Source organism: Streptomyces sp. NPDC001941, from assembly GCF_040296945.1.
Taxonomy (GTDB): domain Bacteria; phylum Actinomycetota; class Actinomycetes; order Streptomycetales; family Streptomycetaceae; genus Streptomyces.
In genome coordinates this window covers 22,290-38,964 of sequence record NZ_JBEOYE010000062.1, presented here as the reverse complement: position 1 = coordinate 38,964, position 16,675 = coordinate 22,290, and the positions used below count along the sequence as shown (strand labels likewise).

General features: G+C 69.1%; 22 protein-coding genes. 20 read left to right on the top strand and 2 right to left on the bottom strand.

What is annotated here, in order from left to right; translation table 11 throughout:
- Positions 1–175: 175 nt before the first annotated feature.
- The 16 genes from rpsH (at position 176) to truA (ending at position 10,283) form a co-directional block, all read left to right on the top strand.
- Complete coding sequence (gene rpsH / locus ABT160_RS32220) at positions 176–574, top strand: 30S ribosomal protein S8 (protein WP_351651473.1); 399 nt, start codon at positions 176–178, stop codon at positions 572–574.
- Between the two features lie 23 nt (positions 575–597).
- The gene (rplF, locus tag ABT160_RS32215) at positions 598–1,137 is read left to right on the top strand and encodes a 50S ribosomal protein L6 (protein ID WP_351651472.1); all 540 of its coding nucleotides are present in this window, start codon (positions 598–600) and stop codon (positions 1,135–1,137) included.
- A gap of 3 nt (positions 1,138–1,140) precedes the next feature.
- Entirely contained in the window at positions 1,141–1,524 is a 384-nt protein-coding gene (gene rplR, locus ABT160_RS32210) for a 50S ribosomal protein L18 (RefSeq protein ID WP_351651471.1), read from the top strand.
- Between the two features lie 45 nt (positions 1,525–1,569).
- Complete coding sequence (gene rpsE / locus ABT160_RS32205; protein ID WP_005313527.1) at positions 1,570–2,175, top strand: 30S ribosomal protein S5; 606 nt, start codon at positions 1,570–1,572, stop codon at positions 2,173–2,175.
- Positions 2,175–2,357: a 50S ribosomal protein L30 gene (gene rpmD / locus ABT160_RS32200; RefSeq protein WP_037747988.1), complete on the top strand. Its 183-nt coding sequence runs from the start codon at positions 2,175–2,177 to the stop codon at positions 2,355–2,357. Before rpsE ends, rpmD begins: the two co-directional genes overlap by 1 nt.
- Before the next feature lie 2 nt (positions 2,358–2,359).
- Positions 2,360–2,815, top strand: coding sequence for a 50S ribosomal protein L15 (gene rplO / locus ABT160_RS32195; protein ID WP_351651470.1), 456 nt, complete (start codon positions 2,360–2,362; stop codon positions 2,813–2,815).
- Between the two features lie 220 nt (positions 2,816–3,035).
- Entirely contained in the window at positions 3,036–4,355 is a 1,320-nt protein-coding gene (secY, locus tag ABT160_RS32190; RefSeq protein WP_351651469.1) for a preprotein translocase subunit SecY, read from the top strand.
- Complete coding sequence (locus ABT160_RS32185; protein WP_351651468.1) at positions 4,355–5,017, top strand: adenylate kinase; 663 nt, start codon at positions 4,355–4,357, stop codon at positions 5,015–5,017. Before secY ends, ABT160_RS32185 begins: the two co-directional genes overlap by 1 nt.
- A gap of 103 nt (positions 5,018–5,120) precedes the next feature.
- Positions 5,121–5,972, top strand: coding sequence for a type I methionyl aminopeptidase (gene map / locus ABT160_RS32180; RefSeq protein ID WP_351651467.1), 852 nt, complete (start codon positions 5,121–5,123; stop codon positions 5,970–5,972).
- Between the two features lie 184 nt (positions 5,973–6,156).
- Positions 6,157–6,378 (top strand): translation initiation factor IF-1, encoded by a 222-nt coding sequence (infA, locus tag ABT160_RS32175; protein WP_003956442.1) that lies wholly within the window; start codon positions 6,157–6,159, stop codon positions 6,376–6,378.
- 56 nt (positions 6,379–6,434) lie between these two features.
- The gene (gene rpmJ, locus ABT160_RS32170; RefSeq protein WP_003956441.1) at positions 6,435–6,548 is read left to right on the top strand and encodes a 50S ribosomal protein L36; all 114 of its coding nucleotides are present in this window, start codon (positions 6,435–6,437) and stop codon (positions 6,546–6,548) included.
- A 177-nt stretch (positions 6,549–6,725) separates the two neighbouring features.
- Complete coding sequence (rpsM, locus tag ABT160_RS32165; RefSeq protein WP_266659690.1) at positions 6,726–7,106, top strand: 30S ribosomal protein S13; 381 nt, start codon at positions 6,726–6,728, stop codon at positions 7,104–7,106.
- 68 nt (positions 7,107–7,174) lie between these two features.
- A complete protein-coding gene (gene rpsK / locus ABT160_RS32160; RefSeq protein ID WP_003948617.1) occupies positions 7,175–7,579 on the top strand; it encodes a 30S ribosomal protein S11 in 405 nt (134 codons plus the stop codon).
- Between the two features lie 180 nt (positions 7,580–7,759).
- Positions 7,760–8,782 carry a DNA-directed RNA polymerase subunit alpha gene (locus ABT160_RS32155; protein ID WP_003956430.1) on the top strand — a complete coding sequence of 341 codons (1,023 nt, stop codon included), beginning with the start codon at positions 7,760–7,762 and terminating at the stop codon, positions 8,780–8,782.
- A gap of 80 nt (positions 8,783–8,862) precedes the next feature.
- Positions 8,863–9,336 carry a 50S ribosomal protein L17 gene (rplQ, locus tag ABT160_RS32150; protein WP_351651466.1) on the top strand — a complete coding sequence of 158 codons (474 nt, stop codon included), beginning with the start codon at positions 8,863–8,865 and terminating at the stop codon, positions 9,334–9,336.
- A gap of 74 nt (positions 9,337–9,410) precedes the next feature.
- Positions 9,411–10,283: a tRNA pseudouridine(38-40) synthase TruA gene (gene truA, locus ABT160_RS32145; protein WP_351651465.1), complete on the top strand. Its 873-nt coding sequence runs from the start codon at positions 9,411–9,413 to the stop codon at positions 10,281–10,283.
- Here the strand turns inward: truA and ABT160_RS32140 are convergent.
- Positions 10,254–11,144, bottom strand: coding sequence for a hypothetical protein (locus ABT160_RS32140; RefSeq protein WP_351651464.1), 891 nt, complete (start codon positions 11,142–11,144; stop codon positions 10,254–10,256). The genes truA and ABT160_RS32140 overlap by 30 nt on opposite strands.
- 76 nt (positions 11,145–11,220) lie before the next feature.
- On the opposite strand from ABT160_RS32140, the gene ABT160_RS32135 reads away from it, so the two are divergent.
- The 4 genes from ABT160_RS32135 to glmM all read left to right on the top strand — a co-directional run bounded on the left by ABT160_RS32135 (position 11,221) and on the right by glmM (position 15,574).
- Positions 11,221–12,843, top strand: coding sequence for an ABC-F family ATP-binding cassette domain-containing protein (locus ABT160_RS32135; protein ID WP_351651463.1), 1,623 nt, complete (start codon positions 11,221–11,223; stop codon positions 12,841–12,843).
- 232 nt (positions 12,844–13,075) lie between these two features.
- Positions 13,076–13,519, top strand: coding sequence for a 50S ribosomal protein L13 (gene rplM, locus ABT160_RS32130; protein ID WP_351651462.1), 444 nt, complete (start codon positions 13,076–13,078; stop codon positions 13,517–13,519).
- Positions 13,520–13,561: 42 nt separating this feature from the next.
- The gene (gene rpsI / locus ABT160_RS32125; protein ID WP_351651461.1) at positions 13,562–14,080 is read left to right on the top strand and encodes a 30S ribosomal protein S9; all 519 of its coding nucleotides are present in this window, start codon (positions 13,562–13,564) and stop codon (positions 14,078–14,080) included.
- A gap of 135 nt (positions 14,081–14,215) precedes the next feature.
- Positions 14,216–15,574, top strand: a complete 1,359-nt coding sequence (gene glmM, locus ABT160_RS32120; RefSeq protein WP_351651460.1) for a phosphoglucosamine mutase — start codon at positions 14,216–14,218, stop codon at positions 15,572–15,574.
- Positions 15,575–15,643: 69 nt separating this feature from the next.
- Here glmM and coaA read toward each other — a convergent pair whose 3' ends face one another.
- A complete protein-coding gene (gene coaA / locus ABT160_RS32115; protein WP_351651459.1) occupies positions 15,644–16,627 on the bottom strand; it encodes a type I pantothenate kinase in 984 nt (327 codons plus the stop codon).
- Positions 16,628–16,675: the final 48 nt, after the last annotated feature.

Below are 16,675 nucleotides of genomic sequence, written 5' to 3'. Positions count from 1 at the left end.
AGACACGGGACGGCGGGGCCCACCTCCGCATGCCTTAGGCTTGTGGGGTTGGGCGCCCGCCGCCCTGATCGACTTACTACGCCGTAGGTCCCCGCACCGCACCCGTCCCGCCCATGAGTGGGGAGAGGGATGGCGCATACAGGAAACCCCGGCGAGAGAGGCCGAAGGCCAATTCATGACCATGACTGATCCGATCGCGGACATGCTGACGCGTCTGCGTAACGCGAACTCGGCGTACCACGACTCCGTGACGATGCCGCACAGCAAGATCAAGTCCCACATCGCGGAGATCCTCCAGCAGGAGGGCTTCATCACGGGCTGGAAGGTCGAGGACGCCGAGGTCGGCAAGAGCCTCGTCCTGGAGCTGAAGTTCGGCCCCAACCGTGAGCGCTCGATCGCTGGTATCAAGCGCATCTCCAAGCCCGGTCTCCGGGTCTACGCGAAGTCCACCAACCTGCCCAAGGTTCTGGGCGGCCTCGGCGTGGCGATCATCTCCACGTCGCACGGTCTGCTGACCGACAAGCAGGCGCAGAAGAAGGGCGTGGGTGGGGAAGTCCTCGCCTACGTCTGGTAGTCCGGGAACGGAGGAGAAGAACCATGTCGCGTATCGGCAAGCTCCCCATCTCGGTTCCCGCCGGCGTGGATGTCACCATCGATGGCCGTACGGTCCAGGTCAAGGGTCCCAAGGGCGCCCTGACCCACACCGTTGCCGCGCCGATCGAGATCGCCAAGGGTGAGGACGGCGTCCTGAACGTCACCCGCCCGAACGACGAGCGTCAGAACAAGGCCCTTCACGGCCTGTCCCGCACGCTGGTGGCCAACATGATCACCGGTGTGACCCAGGGGTACGTCAAGGCGCTCGAGATCAGCGGTGTCGGTTACCGCGTGGCCGCGAAGGGCTCCAACCTGGAGTTCCAGCTCGGCTACAGCCACCCGATCCTGGTGGAGGCCCCCGAGGGGATCTCCTTCAAGGTCGAGTCGCCGACCAAGTTCTCGGTCGAGGGCATCGACAAGCAGAAGGTCGGCGAGGTTGCGGCCAACATCCGCAAGCTGCGCAAGCCCGACCCGTACAAGGCCAAGGGCGTCAAGTACGCGGGCGAGGTCATCCGCCGCAAGGTCGGAAAGGCTGGTAAGTAAGCCATGGCATACGGTGTGAAGATCGCCAAGGGCGACGCTTACAAGCGCGCCGCGAAGGCGCGTCGCCACATGCGGATCCGCAAGAGCGTGTCGGGTACGGCGGAGCGTCCGCGCCTCGTCGTGACGCGTTCGAACCGCGGTATCACCGCTCAGGTCATCGACGACCTCAAGGGCCACACGCTGGCGTCGGCCTCCCACCTGGACTCTTCGGTCCGCGGTGGCGAGGGTGACAAGTCCGCGCAGGCCAAGCAGGTCGGCGCCCTGGTCGCCGAGCGCGCCAAGGCCGCCGGTGTCGAGGCCGTCGTGTTCGACCGTGGTGGCAACAGGTACGCCGGGCGCATTGCCGCTCTGGCTGACGCCGCCCGCGAAGCCGGGCTGAAGTTCTAAGCCCCGGTTCCGGGACTAACGGACGTAACAGAGAGAGGTAATCCAATGGCTGGACCCCAGCGCCGCGGAAGCGGTGCCGGTGGCGGCGAGCGGCGGGACCGGAAGGGCCGTGACGGCGGCGCAGCTGCCGCCGAGAAGACCGCTTACGTTGAGCGCGTTGTCGCGATCAACCGTGTCGCCAAGGTTGTCAAGGGTGGTCGTCGCTTCAGCTTCACCGCGCTGGTCGTGGTGGGCGACGGTGACGGCACCGTGGGTGTCGGTTACGGCAAGGCCAAGGAGGTGCCGGCCGCCATCGCCAAGGGTGTTGAGGAGGCCAAGAAGCACTTCTTCAAGGTCCCCCGCATCCAGGGCACCATCCCGCACCCCATCCAGGGTGAGAAGGCTGCCGGCGTCGTGCTGCTCAAGCCCGCGTCCCCGGGTACCGGCGTCATCGCCGGTGGTCCGGTGCGCGCCGTGCTCGAGTGCGCCGGCGTCCACGACATCCTGTCGAAGTCCCTGGGCTCCGACAACGCGATCAACATCGTGCACGCCACCGTGGCGGCCCTGAAGGGTCTGCAGCGTCCCGAGGAGATCGCGGCCCGCCGCGGTCTGCCGCTCGAGGACGTCGCCCCCGCGGCCCTGCTGCGTGCGCGTGCCGGGGCTGGTGCGTAATGGCGCAGCTCAAGATCACGCAGGTGAAGTCGTACATCGGCAGCAAGCAGAACCACCGCGACACGCTGCGTTCGCTCGGGCTCAAGCGCCTGAACGACGTGGTCGTCAAGGAGGACCGCCCCGAGTTCCGCGGAATGGTGCACACCGTCCGCCACCTCGTGACGGTTGAGGAGGTCGACTGATCATGGCGGAGAACAACCCGCTCAAGATCCACAACCTCCGTCCCGCCCCGGGCGCCAAGACCGCCAAGACCCGTGTGGGTCGTGGTGAGGCGTCGAAGGGTAAGACGGCCGGTCGTGGTACCAAGGGCACGAAGGCCCGTTACCAGGTTCCGGAGCGCTTCGAGGGTGGCCAGATGCCCCTCCACATGCGCCTCCCGAAGCTGAAGGGCTTCAAGAACCCGTTCCGCACCGAGTTCCAGGTCGTGAACCTGGACAAGCTCGCGACCCTGTACCCGCAGGGTGGCGAGGTCACCGTGGCCGACCTGGTCGCCAAGGGTGCCGTGCGCAAGAACCAGCTCGTCAAGGTCCTGGGCCAGGGCGAGGTCTCCGTGGCGCTGCAGGTGACGGTCGACGCCGTCTCCGGCTCCGCCAAGGAGAAGATCACCGCTGCCGGCGGCAGCGTCACCGAGCTCGTCTGAGACGACTCGATGGCATGAACATCCAACCGGGGGTGCCTCCCAAAAGGGGCATCCCCGGTTGGTCGTTCCTAGGGGGGCACGGTCGCCGGTAAGGTGGCGTGCACGTCTAACTTCCGTGCGGTGTGCCCGTACGGTTTTTTGACCCGTTACCGATCCCGTATTCGTCGAACCTCAAGACCGTCACCTCTGACGCAGTAGCGCGGGGGTCGCAGGAGGCACCGTGCTCACCGCGTTCGCCCGGGCGTTCAAGACGCCCGACCTGCGCAAGAAGCTGCTCTTCACGCTGGGCATCATCGTGCTCTACCGCCTCGGGGCGCACATCCCCGTGCCCGGCGTCAGCTATCAGGCCGTGCAGCAGTGCGTGGACCAGGCGAGCAGGGGCAACAACAGCCTCTTCGGCCTGGTCAACATGTTCAGCGGCGGCGCGCTGCTGCAGATCACGATCTTCGCCCTCGGCATCATGCCGTACATCACGGCGAGCATCATCCTGCAGCTCCTGACCGTGGTCATCCCCCGCCTCGAAGCCCTCAAGAAGGAGGGCCAGGCCGGCACGACCAAGATCACGCAGTACACCCGCTACCTCACGGTCGCGCTGGCCATCCTCCAGGGCACCGGTCTGGTCGCCACCGCCAAGAGCGGTGCGCTCTTCAGCGGCTGCACGGTCGCCGACCAGGTCGTGCCGAACCAGTCCATCTTCACCATCATCACGATGGTGATCACGATGACCGCCGGCACGGCCGTCGTCATGTGGCTGGGCGAGCTCATCACCGACCGCGGCATCGGCAACGGCATGTCGATCCTGATGTTCATCTCGATCGCCGCCGGCTTCCCGGGCGCCCTGTGGGCCATCAAGGAGAGCGGCAAGCTCGCCAAGGGCTGGATCGAGTTCAGCACGGTCATCCTGATCGGCTTCGTGATGGTGGCCCTGGTCGTCTTCGTCGAGCAGGCCCAGCGCCGCATCCCCGTGCAGTACGCGAAGCGCATGATCGGCCGCCGTTCCTACGGCGGTACGTCGACGTACATCCCGCTCAAGGTGAACCAGGCGGGTGTGATTCCCGTCATCTTCGCCTCGTCGCTGCTCTACATCCCGGCGCTGGTCGCGCAGTTCTCCAACTCCACCGCGGGCTGGAAGACCTGGATCGAAGCGCACTTCGTCAAGGGTGACCACCCCTACTACATCGCCGCCTACTTCCTCCTGATCGTGTTCTTCGCCTTCTTCTACGTGGCGATCTCGTTCAACCCCGAGGAAGTCGCCGACAACATGAAGAAGTATGGTGGCTTCATCCCGGGCATCCGGGCTGGCCGACCGACCGCTGAGTACCTCAGCTACGTGCTCAACCGGATCACCTGGCCGGGCTCGCTGTACCTGGGCCTGATCGCTCTTGTGCCGACGATGGCGTTGGCGGGCTTCGGCGGCGCGAACCAGAACTTCCCCTTCGGCGGGACGAGCATCCTGATCATCGTGGGTGTGGGTCTGGAGACCGTGAAGCAGATCGAGAGCCAGCTCCAGCAGCGCAATTACGAAGGGTTCCTCCGCTGATGCGAATCGTCCTCGTCGGACCGCCCGGTGCCGGCAAGGGAACGCAGGCCGCGTTCCTTGCCAAGAACCTGTCGATCCCGCACATCTCCACGGGCGACCTCTTCCGTGCCAACATCAGCCAGGGCACGGAGCTGGGCATGCGGGCCAAGTCCTACATGGACGCGGGCCAGCTGGTCCCGGACGAGGTCACCATCGGGATGGCCAAGGACCGCATGGCGCAGCCCGACGCGGTGAACGGCTTCCTCCTCGACGGCTTCCCGCGCAACGTCTCGCAGGCCGAGGCGCTCGACGTGGCCCTGAAGGCCGACGACGTGAAGCTGGACGCCGTGCTGGACCTGGAGGTCCCCGAGGACGAGGTCGTGAAGCGGATCGCGGGCCGCCGCATCTGCCGGAACGACTCCGCGCACGTCTTCCACGCCACGTACAACGCGCCGAAGGCCGAGGGCGTCTGCGACGCCTGCGGCGGCGAGCTGTACCAGCGGGACGACGACAAGGAGGAGACCGTCCGCAAGCGCCTGGAGGTCTACCACACCCAGACCGAGCCGATCATCGACTACTACCGGGCCCAGGGCCTGGTCGTGACGATCTCCGCGCTCGGCAAGGTGGACGAGGTCACGGCGCGCGCGATGGACGCGCTCCGCCCCGGCGACCAGGCCGCCTAGGTCCTGGTCCCACGTTCGTAGCCACGGCCGCGGTGCCCCGAGGGGCGCCGCGGCCGTAGTGTTGATGTCCCGTACTCGTACGTTCAGAGAGGCCCCGGCCGCCATGGTGCAGATCAAGACCCCCGAGCAGATCGCGAAGATGCGCGAGGCGGGACTGGTCGTCGCCGCCATCCACGCGGCGACCCGCGAGGCCGCCGTGCCCGGTTCGACCACCCGGGACCTGGACGAGGTCGCCCGCAAGGTGATCGCCGAGCACGGCGCGAAGTCGAACTTCCTGGGGTACGGGGGCTTCCCCGCGACCATCTGCACCTCGAAGAACGAGGTCGTGGTCCACGGCATCCCCAGCGACGAGGTCGTCCTGGCGGACGGCGACATCATCTCCATCGACGCGGGCGCCATCGTGGACGGCTGGCACGGCGACGCCGCGTACACCGCCTTCGTCGGCTCGGGGCACGCCCCCGAGCTGGTCGAGCTGTCCCGGGTGACCGAGGAGTCCATGTGGGCCGGCGTCGCCGCGATGAAGACCGGCAACCGCCTGGTGGACGTCTCCAAGGCCATCGAGTCCTACATCCGGCGCCAGCCGCGCCCGTCGACCGGTGAGCACAGCCTGGGCAAGTTCGGGATCATCGAGGACTACGGCGGCCACGGCATCGGCACCGAGATGCACATGGACCCGCACCTGCTGAACTACGTCTCCCGCAAGCGCGGCAAGGGCCCCAAGCTGGTCCCCGGCCTCTGCCTGGCCATCGAGCCGATGGTGTCGCTGGGCACCCCGCGCACCGAGGTGCTCGCCGACGACTGGACGGTGGTGACCACGGACGGCACCTGGTCCTCGCACTGGGAGCACTCGGTGGCCGTGACGGAGGAGGGCCCGCTGGTCCTCACCGCCCCGGACTGCGGGCGGGCGAAGCTGGCGGAGCTCGGCGTGGTGGCCGCTCCGGACCCGCTGGGCTGAAGACTTCCCCGGCCCCGCCGGGAAGACGCCGGGCACCTGAGTAAGGATCTTCGCCAGTGGGCAAAATCCTTGGATTCGTCTTTTCGGGTGCACTGACGTAGACTGATGCGTCGGCTCTCGTGTACCCGTATGTCCGTATGCGAAGGCGAGAGTCGATCAAGGTAGCCGATTCGAAGGGCGAAGCGTGGCCAAGAAGCAAGGTGCCATCGAAATCGAGGGCACCGTGATCGAGTCCCTGCCGAACGCCATGTTCAAGGTAGAGCTCCAGAACGGTCACAAGGTCCTCGCGCACATCTCCGGCAAGATGCGGATGCACTACATCCGAATCCTTCCGGACGACCGGGTCGTCGTGGAGCTGTCTCCGTACGACCTGACGCGTGGGCGGATCGTCTACCGATACAAGTAGATCTTGCCGTCACCCCCTGCGGGGTGCTGGCACTGACCCGGAGAACCTCACATCCCATGAAGGTCAAGCCGAGCGTCAAGAAGATCTGCGACAAGTGCAAGGTGATCCGCCGTCACGGTCGGGTCATGGTCATCTGCGACAACCTGCGCCACAAGCAGCGCCAGGGCTGACGCACGACCCCCTTCTGCATTTCGCAGACTTCGCGCGACGCGAGCAAATTCGTACATACGCAGAGTCCAACGCTTCGGCGTTGACACCTCCGGCGGGGGCCGGGGACCCGGTTCGTACCTCGTACGGCGGCCTGGAGCGGCTCTGTGGAAGACCCCCGAACACACAGGAGCCATTCAATGGCACGCGTTTCCGGTGTCGACATCCCGCGCGAAAAGCGTGTGGAGATCGCACTCACCTACGTCTTCGGTATCGGGCGCACCCGGTCCAAGGAGATCCTCGCCTCCACCGGCGTGAACCCGAACACCCGCGTTCGTGACCTGGCCGAAGAGGACCTGGTCAAGATCCGCGAGTACGTGGACGCCAACCTCCGCACCGAGGGTGACCTCCGCCGCGAGGTCCAGGCCGACATCCGCCGCAAGGTCGAGATCGGCTGCTACCAGGGCCTGCGTCACCGTCGCGGTCTGCCGGTCCACGGCCAGCGCACCAGCACGAACGCCCGTACCCGCAAGGGCCCGCGTCGCGCCATCGCCGGCAAGAAGAAGCCGGGCAAGAAGTAGTCCTCAGCGGACTCGCTTTCCAGCGGTCTTGCGCTGTAGGACCGACCACCTCCCCGTAGGAGTAAGAGATGCCCCCCAAGGGTCGTCAGGGCGCTGCCAAGAAGGTGCGCCGCAAGGAAAAGAAGAACGTCGCTCACGGCCACGCGCACATCAAGAGCACGTTCAACAACACGATCGTGTCCATCACGGACCCGACCGGCAACGTGATCTCGTGGGCCTCCGCCGGCCACGTCGGCTTCAAGGGCTCCCGCAAGTCCACGCCGTTCGCCGCGCAGATGGCCGCCGAGTCGGCTGCCCGCCGCGCCCAGGAGCACGGCATGCGCAAGGTCGACGTCTTCGTCAAGGGCCCGGGTTCCGGTCGTGAGACCGCCATCCGCTCCCTGCAGGCGACCGGCCTCGAGGTCGGCTCGATCCAGGACGTCACGCCGACCCCGCACAACGGCTGCCGCCCCCCGAAGCGCCGCCGCGTCTGATCCAGGTGTGACGGCGCCCGCTCCGCGTCAGCGGAGGTGACCCGCGCCGCCGCGTCTGACGCTGCGTTGCTTCATCTGAGGTTTCCGGGCGGTGCGGTCCCTTGTGGCCGCGCCGCCCGTACCCTTGCAGTACCTGTCGGGCATCAAATAGTGGGTGCCCATGACTGAAGGATTCACCACATGCTGATCGCTCAGCGTCCCTCGCTGACCGAAGAGGTCGTCGACGAGTACCGCTCGCGGTTCGTCATCGAGCCCCTGGAGCCGGGCTTCGGCTACACGCTCGGCAACTCCCTCCGCCGCACCCTCCTGTCCTCGATCCCCGGCGCCGCTGTCACCAGCATCCGGATCGACGGCGTCCTGCACGAGTTCACCACCGTGCCGGGCGTCAAGGAGGACGTCACCGACCTCATCCTGAACATCAAGCAGCTGGTCGTCTCCTCGGAGCACGACGAGCCGGTCGTGATGTACCTGCGCAAGCAGGGCCCGGGTCTGGTCACCGCCGCCGACATCGCCCCGCCGGCCGGTGTCGAGGTGCACAACCCCGACCTGGTCCTCGCCACGCTCAACGGCAAGGGCAAGCTGGAGATGGAGCTGACCGTCGAGCGCGGTCGCGGCTACGTCTCCGCCGTGCAGAACAAGCAGGTCGGCCAGGAGATCGGCCGCATCCCGGTCGACTCCATCTACTCGCCGGTCCTCAAGGTCACCTACAAGGTCGAGGCGACCCGAGTCGAGCAGCGCACCGACTTCGACAAGCTCATCGTCGACGTCGAGACCAAGCAGGCCATGCGCCCGCGCGACGCCATGGCGTCCGCCGGCAAGACCCTGGTCGAGCTGTTCGGCCTGGCCCGCGAGCTGAACATCGACGCCGAGGGCATCGACATGGGCCCGTCCCCCACGGACGCCGCCCTGGCCGCCGACCTGGCGCTGCCGATCGAGGAGCTGGAGCTCACCGTCCGCTCCTACAACTGCCTCAAGCGCGAGGGCATCCACTCCGTGGGTGAGCTCGTGGCCCGTTCCGAGGCGGACCTGCTCGACATCCGCAACTTCGGTGCGAAGTCGATCGACGAGGTCAAGGCGAAGCTCGCCGGCATGGGCCTGGCCCTGAAGGACTCGCCCCCCGGGTTCGACCCGACCGCCGCCGCCGACGCGTTCGGCGCGGACGACGACGCCGACGCCGGCTTCGTCGAGACCGAGCAGTACTGATAGCTGCCCGCGGGCGTCCGCCCGCGGGGCCCTGACCCCGGTACCTGATACGGCCGGGGCAGACATCAAGGAGAAACACCATGCCGCGTCCCACCAAGGGTGCCCGCCTGGGCGGCAGCGCCGCGCACGAGAAGCTGCTCCTCGCGAACCTCGCGAAGTCGCTCTTCGAGCACGGTCGCATCACGACGACCGAGGCCAAGGCCCGCCGCCTGCGTCCGGTCGCCGAGCGCCTGATCACCAAGGCGAAGAAGGGCGACATCCACAACCGTCGCCTGGTGCTGCAGACGATCACCGACAAGGGCATCGTCCACACCCTCTTCACCGAGATCGCGCCGCGGTACGAGCAGCGTCCGGGTGGCTACACCCGCATCACCAAGATCGGCAACCGTCGTGGCGACAACGCCCCGATGGCCGTGATCGAGCTGGTCGAGGGCGAGATCGCCAAGAAGGCGACCGTCGCCGAGGCCGAGGCCGCCACCAAGCGCGCCGTCAAGGAGGCCGACGAGGCCGCCAAGGGCGCCGAGGCGACCGAGGACGAGGCCAAGGACGCCTGAGCGTTCTGACAGGCTGGTGGACGGGTCCGTTCCCTTCGGGGAGCGGGCCCGTTCCGCGTGGAGAGGATGATCGCGTGAGCGATGACGTGGAGCCCGGCTTCGTACGGGTGCGGCTGGACCTTTCGTACGACGGGAAGGACTTCTCCGGCTGGGCCAGGCAGCCCGGCGGGCGGCGGACCGTCCAGGGCGAGATCGAGGACGCGATCCGGACGGTGACGCGGTCCCCGCGGACGTACGAGCTCACCGTCGCGGGCCGCACCGACGCCGGGGTGCACGCTCGCGGCCAGGTCGCCCACGTGGACCTGCCCGCCGGGGTGTGGGCCGAGCACCAGGACAAGCTGCTGCGGCGGCTGGCCGGGCGGCTCTCCCACGACGTGCGGGTGTGGCGGGCGGCCGAGGCGCCGGCCGGCTTCAACGCCCGCTTCTCCGCGATCTGGCGCCGCTACGCCTACCGGGTCACCGACGACCCCGGCGGCGTCGACCCGCTGCTGCGCGGGCACGTCCTGTGGCACGACTGGCCGCTGGACCTGGACGCCATGAACGAGGCGGCCGAGAGGCTGCTCGGCGAGCACGACTTCGCCGCCTACTGCAAGCGCCGCGAGGGCGCCACCACCATCCGTACGCTCCAGGAGCTGCGCTGGGAGCGGCGGCCCGACGGCGTCCTGGAGGCGACCGTGCGCGCGGACGCCTTCTGCCACAACATGGTCCGCTCGCTGGTCGGCGCGATGCTCTTCGTCGGCGACGGGCACCGGCCCGCGGACTGGCCCGGCAAGGTCCTCGCCGCCGGGGTGCGCGACTCCGCCGTGCACGTGGTGCGCCCGCACGGGCTCACCCTGGAGGAGGTCGGCTACCCGGCCGACGAGCTGTTGGCCGCCCGGAACCTGGAGGCCCGCAACCGGCGCACCCTGCCCGGCGGCTCAGCCGGCGGGGGCGGTGGCTGCTGCTGAGGCCTGGAGCCTGCCGCGGCCGTAGATCTGGTTGAAGGCGAAGGTGCCGAGGTCGTCGCTGGCCCGGAACACGGCGGCGTCGGCCTTGGTCACCTTCTTGCCGCTCGTGAAGCCCGCCTGCGTGAAGTACGCGTACCGGCCCAGCGAGTTCGCCCGGCGCAGGCAGACCGTGGCGCGGCAGAACGCGTCCACGCCGTCGCCCGCCAGCGGGGCGATGCCGCCGGCGGCCTGGGCCTTGGCCTTGAGCGCCTCGGCCTCGGTGCCGAAGACCGCGACGCCCACGGTGATCGCGACGCCGTCCTTGAGGTAGGTGGCGCGCAGCACCCGGTCGCAGCCGTTGCGCTCCAGGACCGCGCCGAGCCCGGCGGTGGTGGCGGAGGCGCAGTCGGTGGTGGCGGCGGTGGCGCCCTTGGCGTACGCCCGGTCGCCCATGGTGAGCTTCTTGCCGGGGAAGAGGCCCTCGGCGCTCAGCGGCGCCCGGTCCTTCTTCTCGTCGACGATGAAGTCCTTGGGGTCCGGCGGGGGAGCGGGGGCCACGGAGGAGAACGAGGGCTGCGGCCGTGCGCTGTCGCTGGGCAGCGCGGGGGCGCTGGGCAGCGACTCGTTCTTGCCGTCGGAGCCGCTCTTGTTCGAGGTGACGACCGCGGTGGCGACGATCGCGGCGACCGCGGCGGTGGCGAGCACGCCGCCGCCGATCACCAGCCAGCGCTTGCGCCGGGTGCGGGCGGCCGAGGCGTCGGCCATCGCGGCCCAGTCGGGAGTGCCCCCGGAGGGTGCCCCGAAGGGATCGTTTCCGTACGGCTGCTGCTGTGGCTGCCGGCTCTGCGGCTCCTGCGGCCACTGGGGTCCCCCGAAACTCATGCCGCGCAGTGTACGGCGTGGCGCCCGTGGAGAAATCGGTTGGGAGCAGTGCGCGGGGGGCCTCACAATCGTCTGCATGGGACACGTCGAGGCCGCGCATCTTGAGTACTACCTTCCGGACGGGAGGGTGCTCCTCGGGGACGTCTCGTTCCGGGTCGGCGAGGGCGCCGTCGTCGCCCTGGTCGGGGCGAACGGGGCGGGCAAGACCACCCTGCTCCGGCTGGTCTCCGGCGAGCTCCAGCCGCACGGCGGCACGGTCACCGTCAGCGGCGGGCTCGGCGTGATGCCGCAGTTCGTGGGCGCGGTGCGGGACGAGTCGACGGTCCGCGACCTGCTGGTCTCGGTGGCCCCGGCCCGGATCCGTACGGCCGCGAAGGCGGTCGACGAGGCCGAGCACCGGATCATGACGGTCGACGACGAGGCCGCGCAGATGGCGTACGCGCAGGCGCTCAGCGACTGGGCGGAGGTGCAGGGGTACGAGTTCGAGACCCTCTGGGACATCTGCACCACGGCCGCGATGGGCGTGCCCTACGACAAGGCGCAGTTCCGCCAGGTGCGCACGCTCAGCGGCGGCGAGCAGAAGCGGCTGGTCCTGGAGTACCTGCTGCGCGGCTCCGACGAGGTGCTGCTGCTGGACGAGCCGGACAACTACCTGGACGTGCCCGGCAAGCGCTGGCTGGAGGAGCGGCTGCGGGAGACCCGCAAGACCGTGCTGTTCATCTCCCACGACCGGGAGCTGCTGGCCCGCGCCGCGCAGAAGATCGTCGCGGTGGAGCCGGGTCCCGCCGGGTCGGACGTGTGGGTGCACGGCGGCGGCTTCGACACCTTCCACGAGGCGCGCCGGGAGCGGTTCGCCCGCTTCGAGGAGCTGAAGCGCCGCTGGGAGGAGAAGCACGCGCAGCTTAAGAAGCTGGTCGTCAACCTGCGCCAGGCGGCCTCGGTCAGCCATGAGATGGCCTCGCGGTACGCGGCGGCGCAGACCCGGCTGCGCAAGTTCGAGGAGGCCGGGCCGCCGCCGGAGCCGCCGCGCGAGCAGGACATCCGGATGCGGCTGCGCGGCGGGCGCACCGGGGTGCGGGCGGTGACCGCGCAGGACCTGGAGCTGACCGGCCTGATGAAGCCGTTCTCGCTGGAGGTCTTCTACGGGGAGCGGGTCGCGGTGCTGGGCTCCAACGGCTCGGGCAAGTCGCACTTCCTGCGGCTGCTGGCCGGGGACGGGTCGGTGGCGCACACCGGCCAGTGGAAGCTGGGCGCCCGCGTGGTGCCCGGCCACTTCGCGCAGACGCACGCGCACCCCGAGCTGCTGGGGCGCACCCTGGTGGACATCCTGTGGACGGAGCACGCCAAGGACCGCGGGGGCGCGATGTCGGTGCTGCGGCGTTACGAGCTGGAGAAGCAGGGCGACCAGGCCTTCGAGCGGCTCTCGGGCGGCCAGCAGGCCCGCTTCCAGATCCTGCTCCTGGAGCTCGCGGGGACCACGGCGCTGCTCCTGGACGAGCCGACGGACAACCTGGACCTGGAGTCGGCGGAGGCGCTGCAGCAGGGCCTTGAGGCGTACGAGGGCACGGTCCTGGCGGTCACGCACGACCGCTGGTTCGCCCGCTCCTTCGACCGCTACCTGGTCTTCGGCAGCGACGGGAAGGTCCGCGAGACGGCGGAGCCGGTGTGGGACGAGCGCCGGGTGGAGCGGACCCGCTGACCGGCCCGGGCGTCCCCCGGCGTTTTGACCCGCCGGGGGTGGCCCGGGTAGCCTTGGCGTTTGTTGTGCGTATTGGCTTCGTCGTTCTCACGAGGAAGGCCGTTGCGCAAGTTCCCTGGAGCAGTTACCAGTGGCTCGCATACGGGCGTTGATCCCGGCAGTGCAGGCCCCAGCTGCATGATCGCTTCAGGTGTGTCTGGACTCCATCCACTGAAGAAGCGAAGGCTACGAAGTGCGTACGTTTAGCCCCAAGCCCGGCGATGTCACTCGCCAGTGGCACATCATCGACGCGCAGGACATCGTCCTGGGCCGTCTGGCGACCACGGCTGCGAACCTCCTGCGAGGCAAGCACAAGCCGGTCTACGCCCCCCACATGGACATGGGCGACTTCGTCATCATCATCAACGCTGACAAGGTCCACCTGTCCGGCAACAAGAAGACCCAGAAGATGGCGTACCGCCACTCCGGCTACCCGGGTGGTCTGCGCTCCGTCCGTTACGACGAGCTGCTGGCCAAGAACCCCGAGAAGGCCGTCGAGAAGGCCATCAAGGGCATGATCCCCAAGAACACCCTGGGCCGTCAGATGCTCTCGAAGCTGAAGGTCTACGCGGGCGAGAACCACCCGCACGCTGCCCAGCAGCCGGTCCCGTTCGAGATCACCCAGGTCGCGCAGTAGTTCCGGCCACCCCCTAAGACGAAAAAGAATCTGAGGAGCATCGTGGCCGAGACCACTGTTGAGAACCCCATCGAGGGCGAGGAGACCTACGCCGAGGTCACCACCTTCGAGTCCGAGGTCCCCGTCGAGGGCGAGTACACCTCGGAGTCCATGGCGTCGCGCTTCGGCGACCCGCAGCCGGCCGCCGGCCTGGGCCGCCGCAAGAACGCCATCGCCCGCGTCCGGATCGTCCCGGGCACCGGCAAGTGGAAGATCAACGGGCGCACGCTCGAGGACTACTTCCCGAACAAGGTCCACCAGCAGGAAGTCAACGAGCCCTTCAAGGTGCTCGAGCTCGACGACCGCTACGACGTCATCGCCCGCATCGCGGGTGGCGGCGTGTCCGGCCAGGCCGGCGCCCTGCGCCTCGGCGTGGCCCGCGCCCTGAACGAGGCGGACGTGGACAACAACCGCGGCCCGCTGAAGAAGGCCGGCTTCCTGAGCCGCGACGACCGCGCGGTCGAGCGCAAGAAGGCCGGTCTCAAGAAGGCCCGCAAGGCCCCGCAGTACAGCAAGCGCTAAATCGCCTGCTCGGCCTGCTTTACACGTACGCCCCGGCGGCACCTCTCCGTGCTGCCGGGGCGTACGTCTTTCCACGACCTCGGGGCACACGATGCCCGGGGGCCTGCATTTTCGGAGCATTTTCGGAGGACAGCTGTGGGACGACTCTTCGGCACGGACGGCGTGCGCGGTGTCGCCAACGCGGATCTGACGGCGGAGCTGGCGCTCGGTCTGTCGGTCGCGGCGGCGCACGTGCTCGCCGAGGCGGGCACCTTCGAGGGGCACCGGCCGACCGCGGTGGTCGGTCGCGACCCGCGCGCGTCGGGAGAGTTCCTGGAGGCCGCCGTCGTGGCGGGCCTGGCGAGCGCGGGCGTGGACGTGCTGCGCGTCGGCGTGCTGCCGACCCCGGCCGTCGCGTACCTGACCGGCTCCCTCGGGGCCGACCTGGGCGTGATGCTGTCCGCGTCGCACAACGCCATGCCCGACAACGGCATCAAGTTCTTCGCGCGCGGCGGCCACAAGCTCGCCGACGAGCTGGAGGACCGCATCGAGTCCGTGTACGCCGAGCACCGCACCGGCGCGCCCTGGGACCGGCCGACCGGCGCGGGCGTGGGCCGGGTGCGCGACTACGACGAGGGCTTCGACAAGTACGTCGCCCACCTCATCGGGGTGCTGCCCAACCGCCTCGACGGCCTGAAGGTCGTCCTGGACGAGGCGCACGGCGCGGCCGCCCGGGTCTCCCCGGAGGCGTTCGCGCGCGCCGGGGCCGAGGTCGTCACCATCGGCGCCGAGCCCGACGGCCTCAACATCAACGAGGACTGCGGCTCGACCCACCTGGACCTGCTGAAGGCCGCGGTCGTGGAGCACGGCGCGGACTTCGGCATCGCGCACGACGGCGACGCCGACCGCTGCCTGGCGGTGGACGGCGCGGGCAACGAGGTCGACGGCGACCAGATCCTCGCGGTGCTGGCGCTCGCCATGCGCGAGGCGGGCACGCTGCGCGGGAACACCGTGGTCGCGACGGTCATGTCGAACCTCGGGTTCAAGCTGGCCATGGAGCGCGAGGGCCTCGAGCTGGTCCAGACGGCGGTCGGCGACCGCTACGTCCTGGAGTCGATGAAGCAGCACGGCTACGCGCTGGGCGGCGAGCAGTCCGGGCACGTGATCGTCCTGGACCACGCCACCACCGGCGACGGCACCCTCACCGGCCTGATGCTGGCCGCCCGCGTCGTGGCGACCGGCCGGTCCCTGGCCGACCTCGCGGGCGTGATGGAGCGGCTGCCGCAGGTCCTGGTCAACGTGCCGGACGTGGACAAGTCCCGGGTGAAGACCTCCCCCGAGCTGGGCGCCGCGGTCGCCGAGGCCGAGCGCGAGCTGGGCGCCACCGGGCGGGTGCTGCTGCGCCCCTCGGGCACCGAGCCGCTGGTGCGCGTGATGGTGGAGGCCGCGGACATCGACCAGGCCCGCTCGATCGCCGCGCGGCTCGCCGACGTGGTCAAGTCGGCGCTGGGCTAGGGCAATCGAAGGGGCGTCACCTCGCGACCGCGAGGTGACGCCCCTTCGGCGTGCCCGGGGGCCGGCCCCTCAGAGCTTGCGCAGCGACAGCCGCTGGACCTTGTGGTCCGGGCCCTTGCGGACGACCAGGTTGGCGCGGCCCCGGGTGGGCGCCACGTTCTCCAGGAGGTTCACCTTGTTGATCGTGCGCCACATCGTGCGGGCGTAGTCCAGGGCCTCCTCCTCGGAGACCTGGGTGTACCGGCGGAAGTAGGAGAAGGGGTTCTGGAAGGCGGTCTCGCGCAGCTTGCGGAACCGGTTGAGGTACCAGCGCTCGATGTCCTCCTCGCGCGCGTCCACGTACACCGAGAAGTCGAAGTAGTCCGCCAGGCCCACCCGGGTGCGGCCGTCCTTGCCGGGCAGCGCCGGCTGGAGCACGTTCAGGCCCTCCACGATCAGGATGTCCGGGCGGCGCACGGTGAGCCGCTCGCCGGGCACGATGTCGTAGATCAGGTGCGAGTAGACCGGGGCGGTCACCTCGTCCTTGCCGGCCTTGATGTCGGCGACGAACCGGGTCAGCGCCCTGCGGTCGTACGACTCCGGGAAGCCCTTGCGGGCCATCAGGCCGCGCGCCTGGAGCTCCTTCATCGGGTACAGGAAGCCGTCCGTGGTCACCAGCTCCACCCGGGGGTGCTCCGGCCAGCGGGCCAGCAGCGCCTGGAGCAGGCGGGCGACGGTGGACTTGCCGACGGCGACCGAGCCGGCGACCCCTATGACGAAGGGCGTGCCGGTCTGGGTGCCGTGGCCCTGGGTGGCGTCGCCCAGGAAGGTGTTCAGCGCCCCCCGCAGGCCCGCGGTGGCCTGTACGTACAGGTTGAGCAGGCGGGACAGCGGGAGGTAGATGTCGCGTACCTCGTCCAGGTCGATGACGTCACCGAGGCCCCGCAGCCGCTCGACCTCGTCCGCGGTCAGGGGGAGCGGCGTCTTGTCGCGCAGCGCGCTCCACTCCTCGCGGGTGAGGTCGACGTACGGCGACGTCTCCGTTCGGCGGCTTCGTGGCGGCGAAGTGATCACCGGTCCATTGTCGTGGCTGTCGGTCGAGTTTGGGTGGTGGGGTGGGTC

Bases quoted from the DNA above. Each gene is read 5' to 3' on its own strand.
- rpsH (WP_351651473.1), top strand. From the start codon at position 176: ATGACCATGACTGATCCGATCGCGGACATGCTGACGCGTCTGCGTAAC.
- rplF (WP_351651472.1), top strand. From the start codon at position 598: ATGTCGCGTATCGGCAAGCTCCCCATCTCGGTTCCCGCCGGCGTGGAT.
- rplR (WP_351651471.1), top strand. From the start codon at position 1,141: ATGGCATACGGTGTGAAGATCGCCAAGGGCGACGCTTACAAGCGCGCC.
- rpsE (WP_005313527.1), top strand. From the start codon at position 1,570: ATGGCTGGACCCCAGCGCCGCGGAAGCGGTGCCGGTGGCGGCGAGCGG.
- rpmD (WP_037747988.1), top strand. From the start codon at position 2,175: ATGGCGCAGCTCAAGATCACGCAGGTGAAGTCGTACATCGGCAGCAAG.
- rplO (WP_351651470.1), top strand. From the start codon at position 2,360: ATGGCGGAGAACAACCCGCTCAAGATCCACAACCTCCGTCCCGCCCCG.
- ABT160_RS32185 (WP_351651468.1), top strand. From the start codon at position 4,355: ATGCGAATCGTCCTCGTCGGACCGCCCGGTGCCGGCAAGGGAACGCAG.
- map (WP_351651467.1), top strand. From the start codon at position 5,121: ATGGTGCAGATCAAGACCCCCGAGCAGATCGCGAAGATGCGCGAGGCG.
- rpmJ (WP_003956441.1), top strand. From the start codon at position 6,435: ATGAAGGTCAAGCCGAGCGTCAAGAAGATCTGCGACAAGTGCAAGGTG.
- rpsM (WP_266659690.1), top strand. From the start codon at position 6,726: ATGGCACGCGTTTCCGGTGTCGACATCCCGCGCGAAAAGCGTGTGGAG.
- rpsK (WP_003948617.1), top strand. From the start codon at position 7,175: ATGCCCCCCAAGGGTCGTCAGGGCGCTGCCAAGAAGGTGCGCCGCAAG.
- ABT160_RS32155 (WP_003956430.1), top strand. From the start codon at position 7,760: ATGCTGATCGCTCAGCGTCCCTCGCTGACCGAAGAGGTCGTCGACGAG.
- rplQ (WP_351651466.1), top strand. From the start codon at position 8,863: ATGCCGCGTCCCACCAAGGGTGCCCGCCTGGGCGGCAGCGCCGCGCAC.
- ABT160_RS32140 (WP_351651464.1), bottom strand. From the start codon at position 11,144: ATGAGTTTCGGGGGACCCCAGTGGCCGCAGGAGCCGCAGAGCCGGCAG.
- ABT160_RS32135 (WP_351651463.1), top strand. From the start codon at position 11,221: ATGGGACACGTCGAGGCCGCGCATCTTGAGTACTACCTTCCGGACGGG.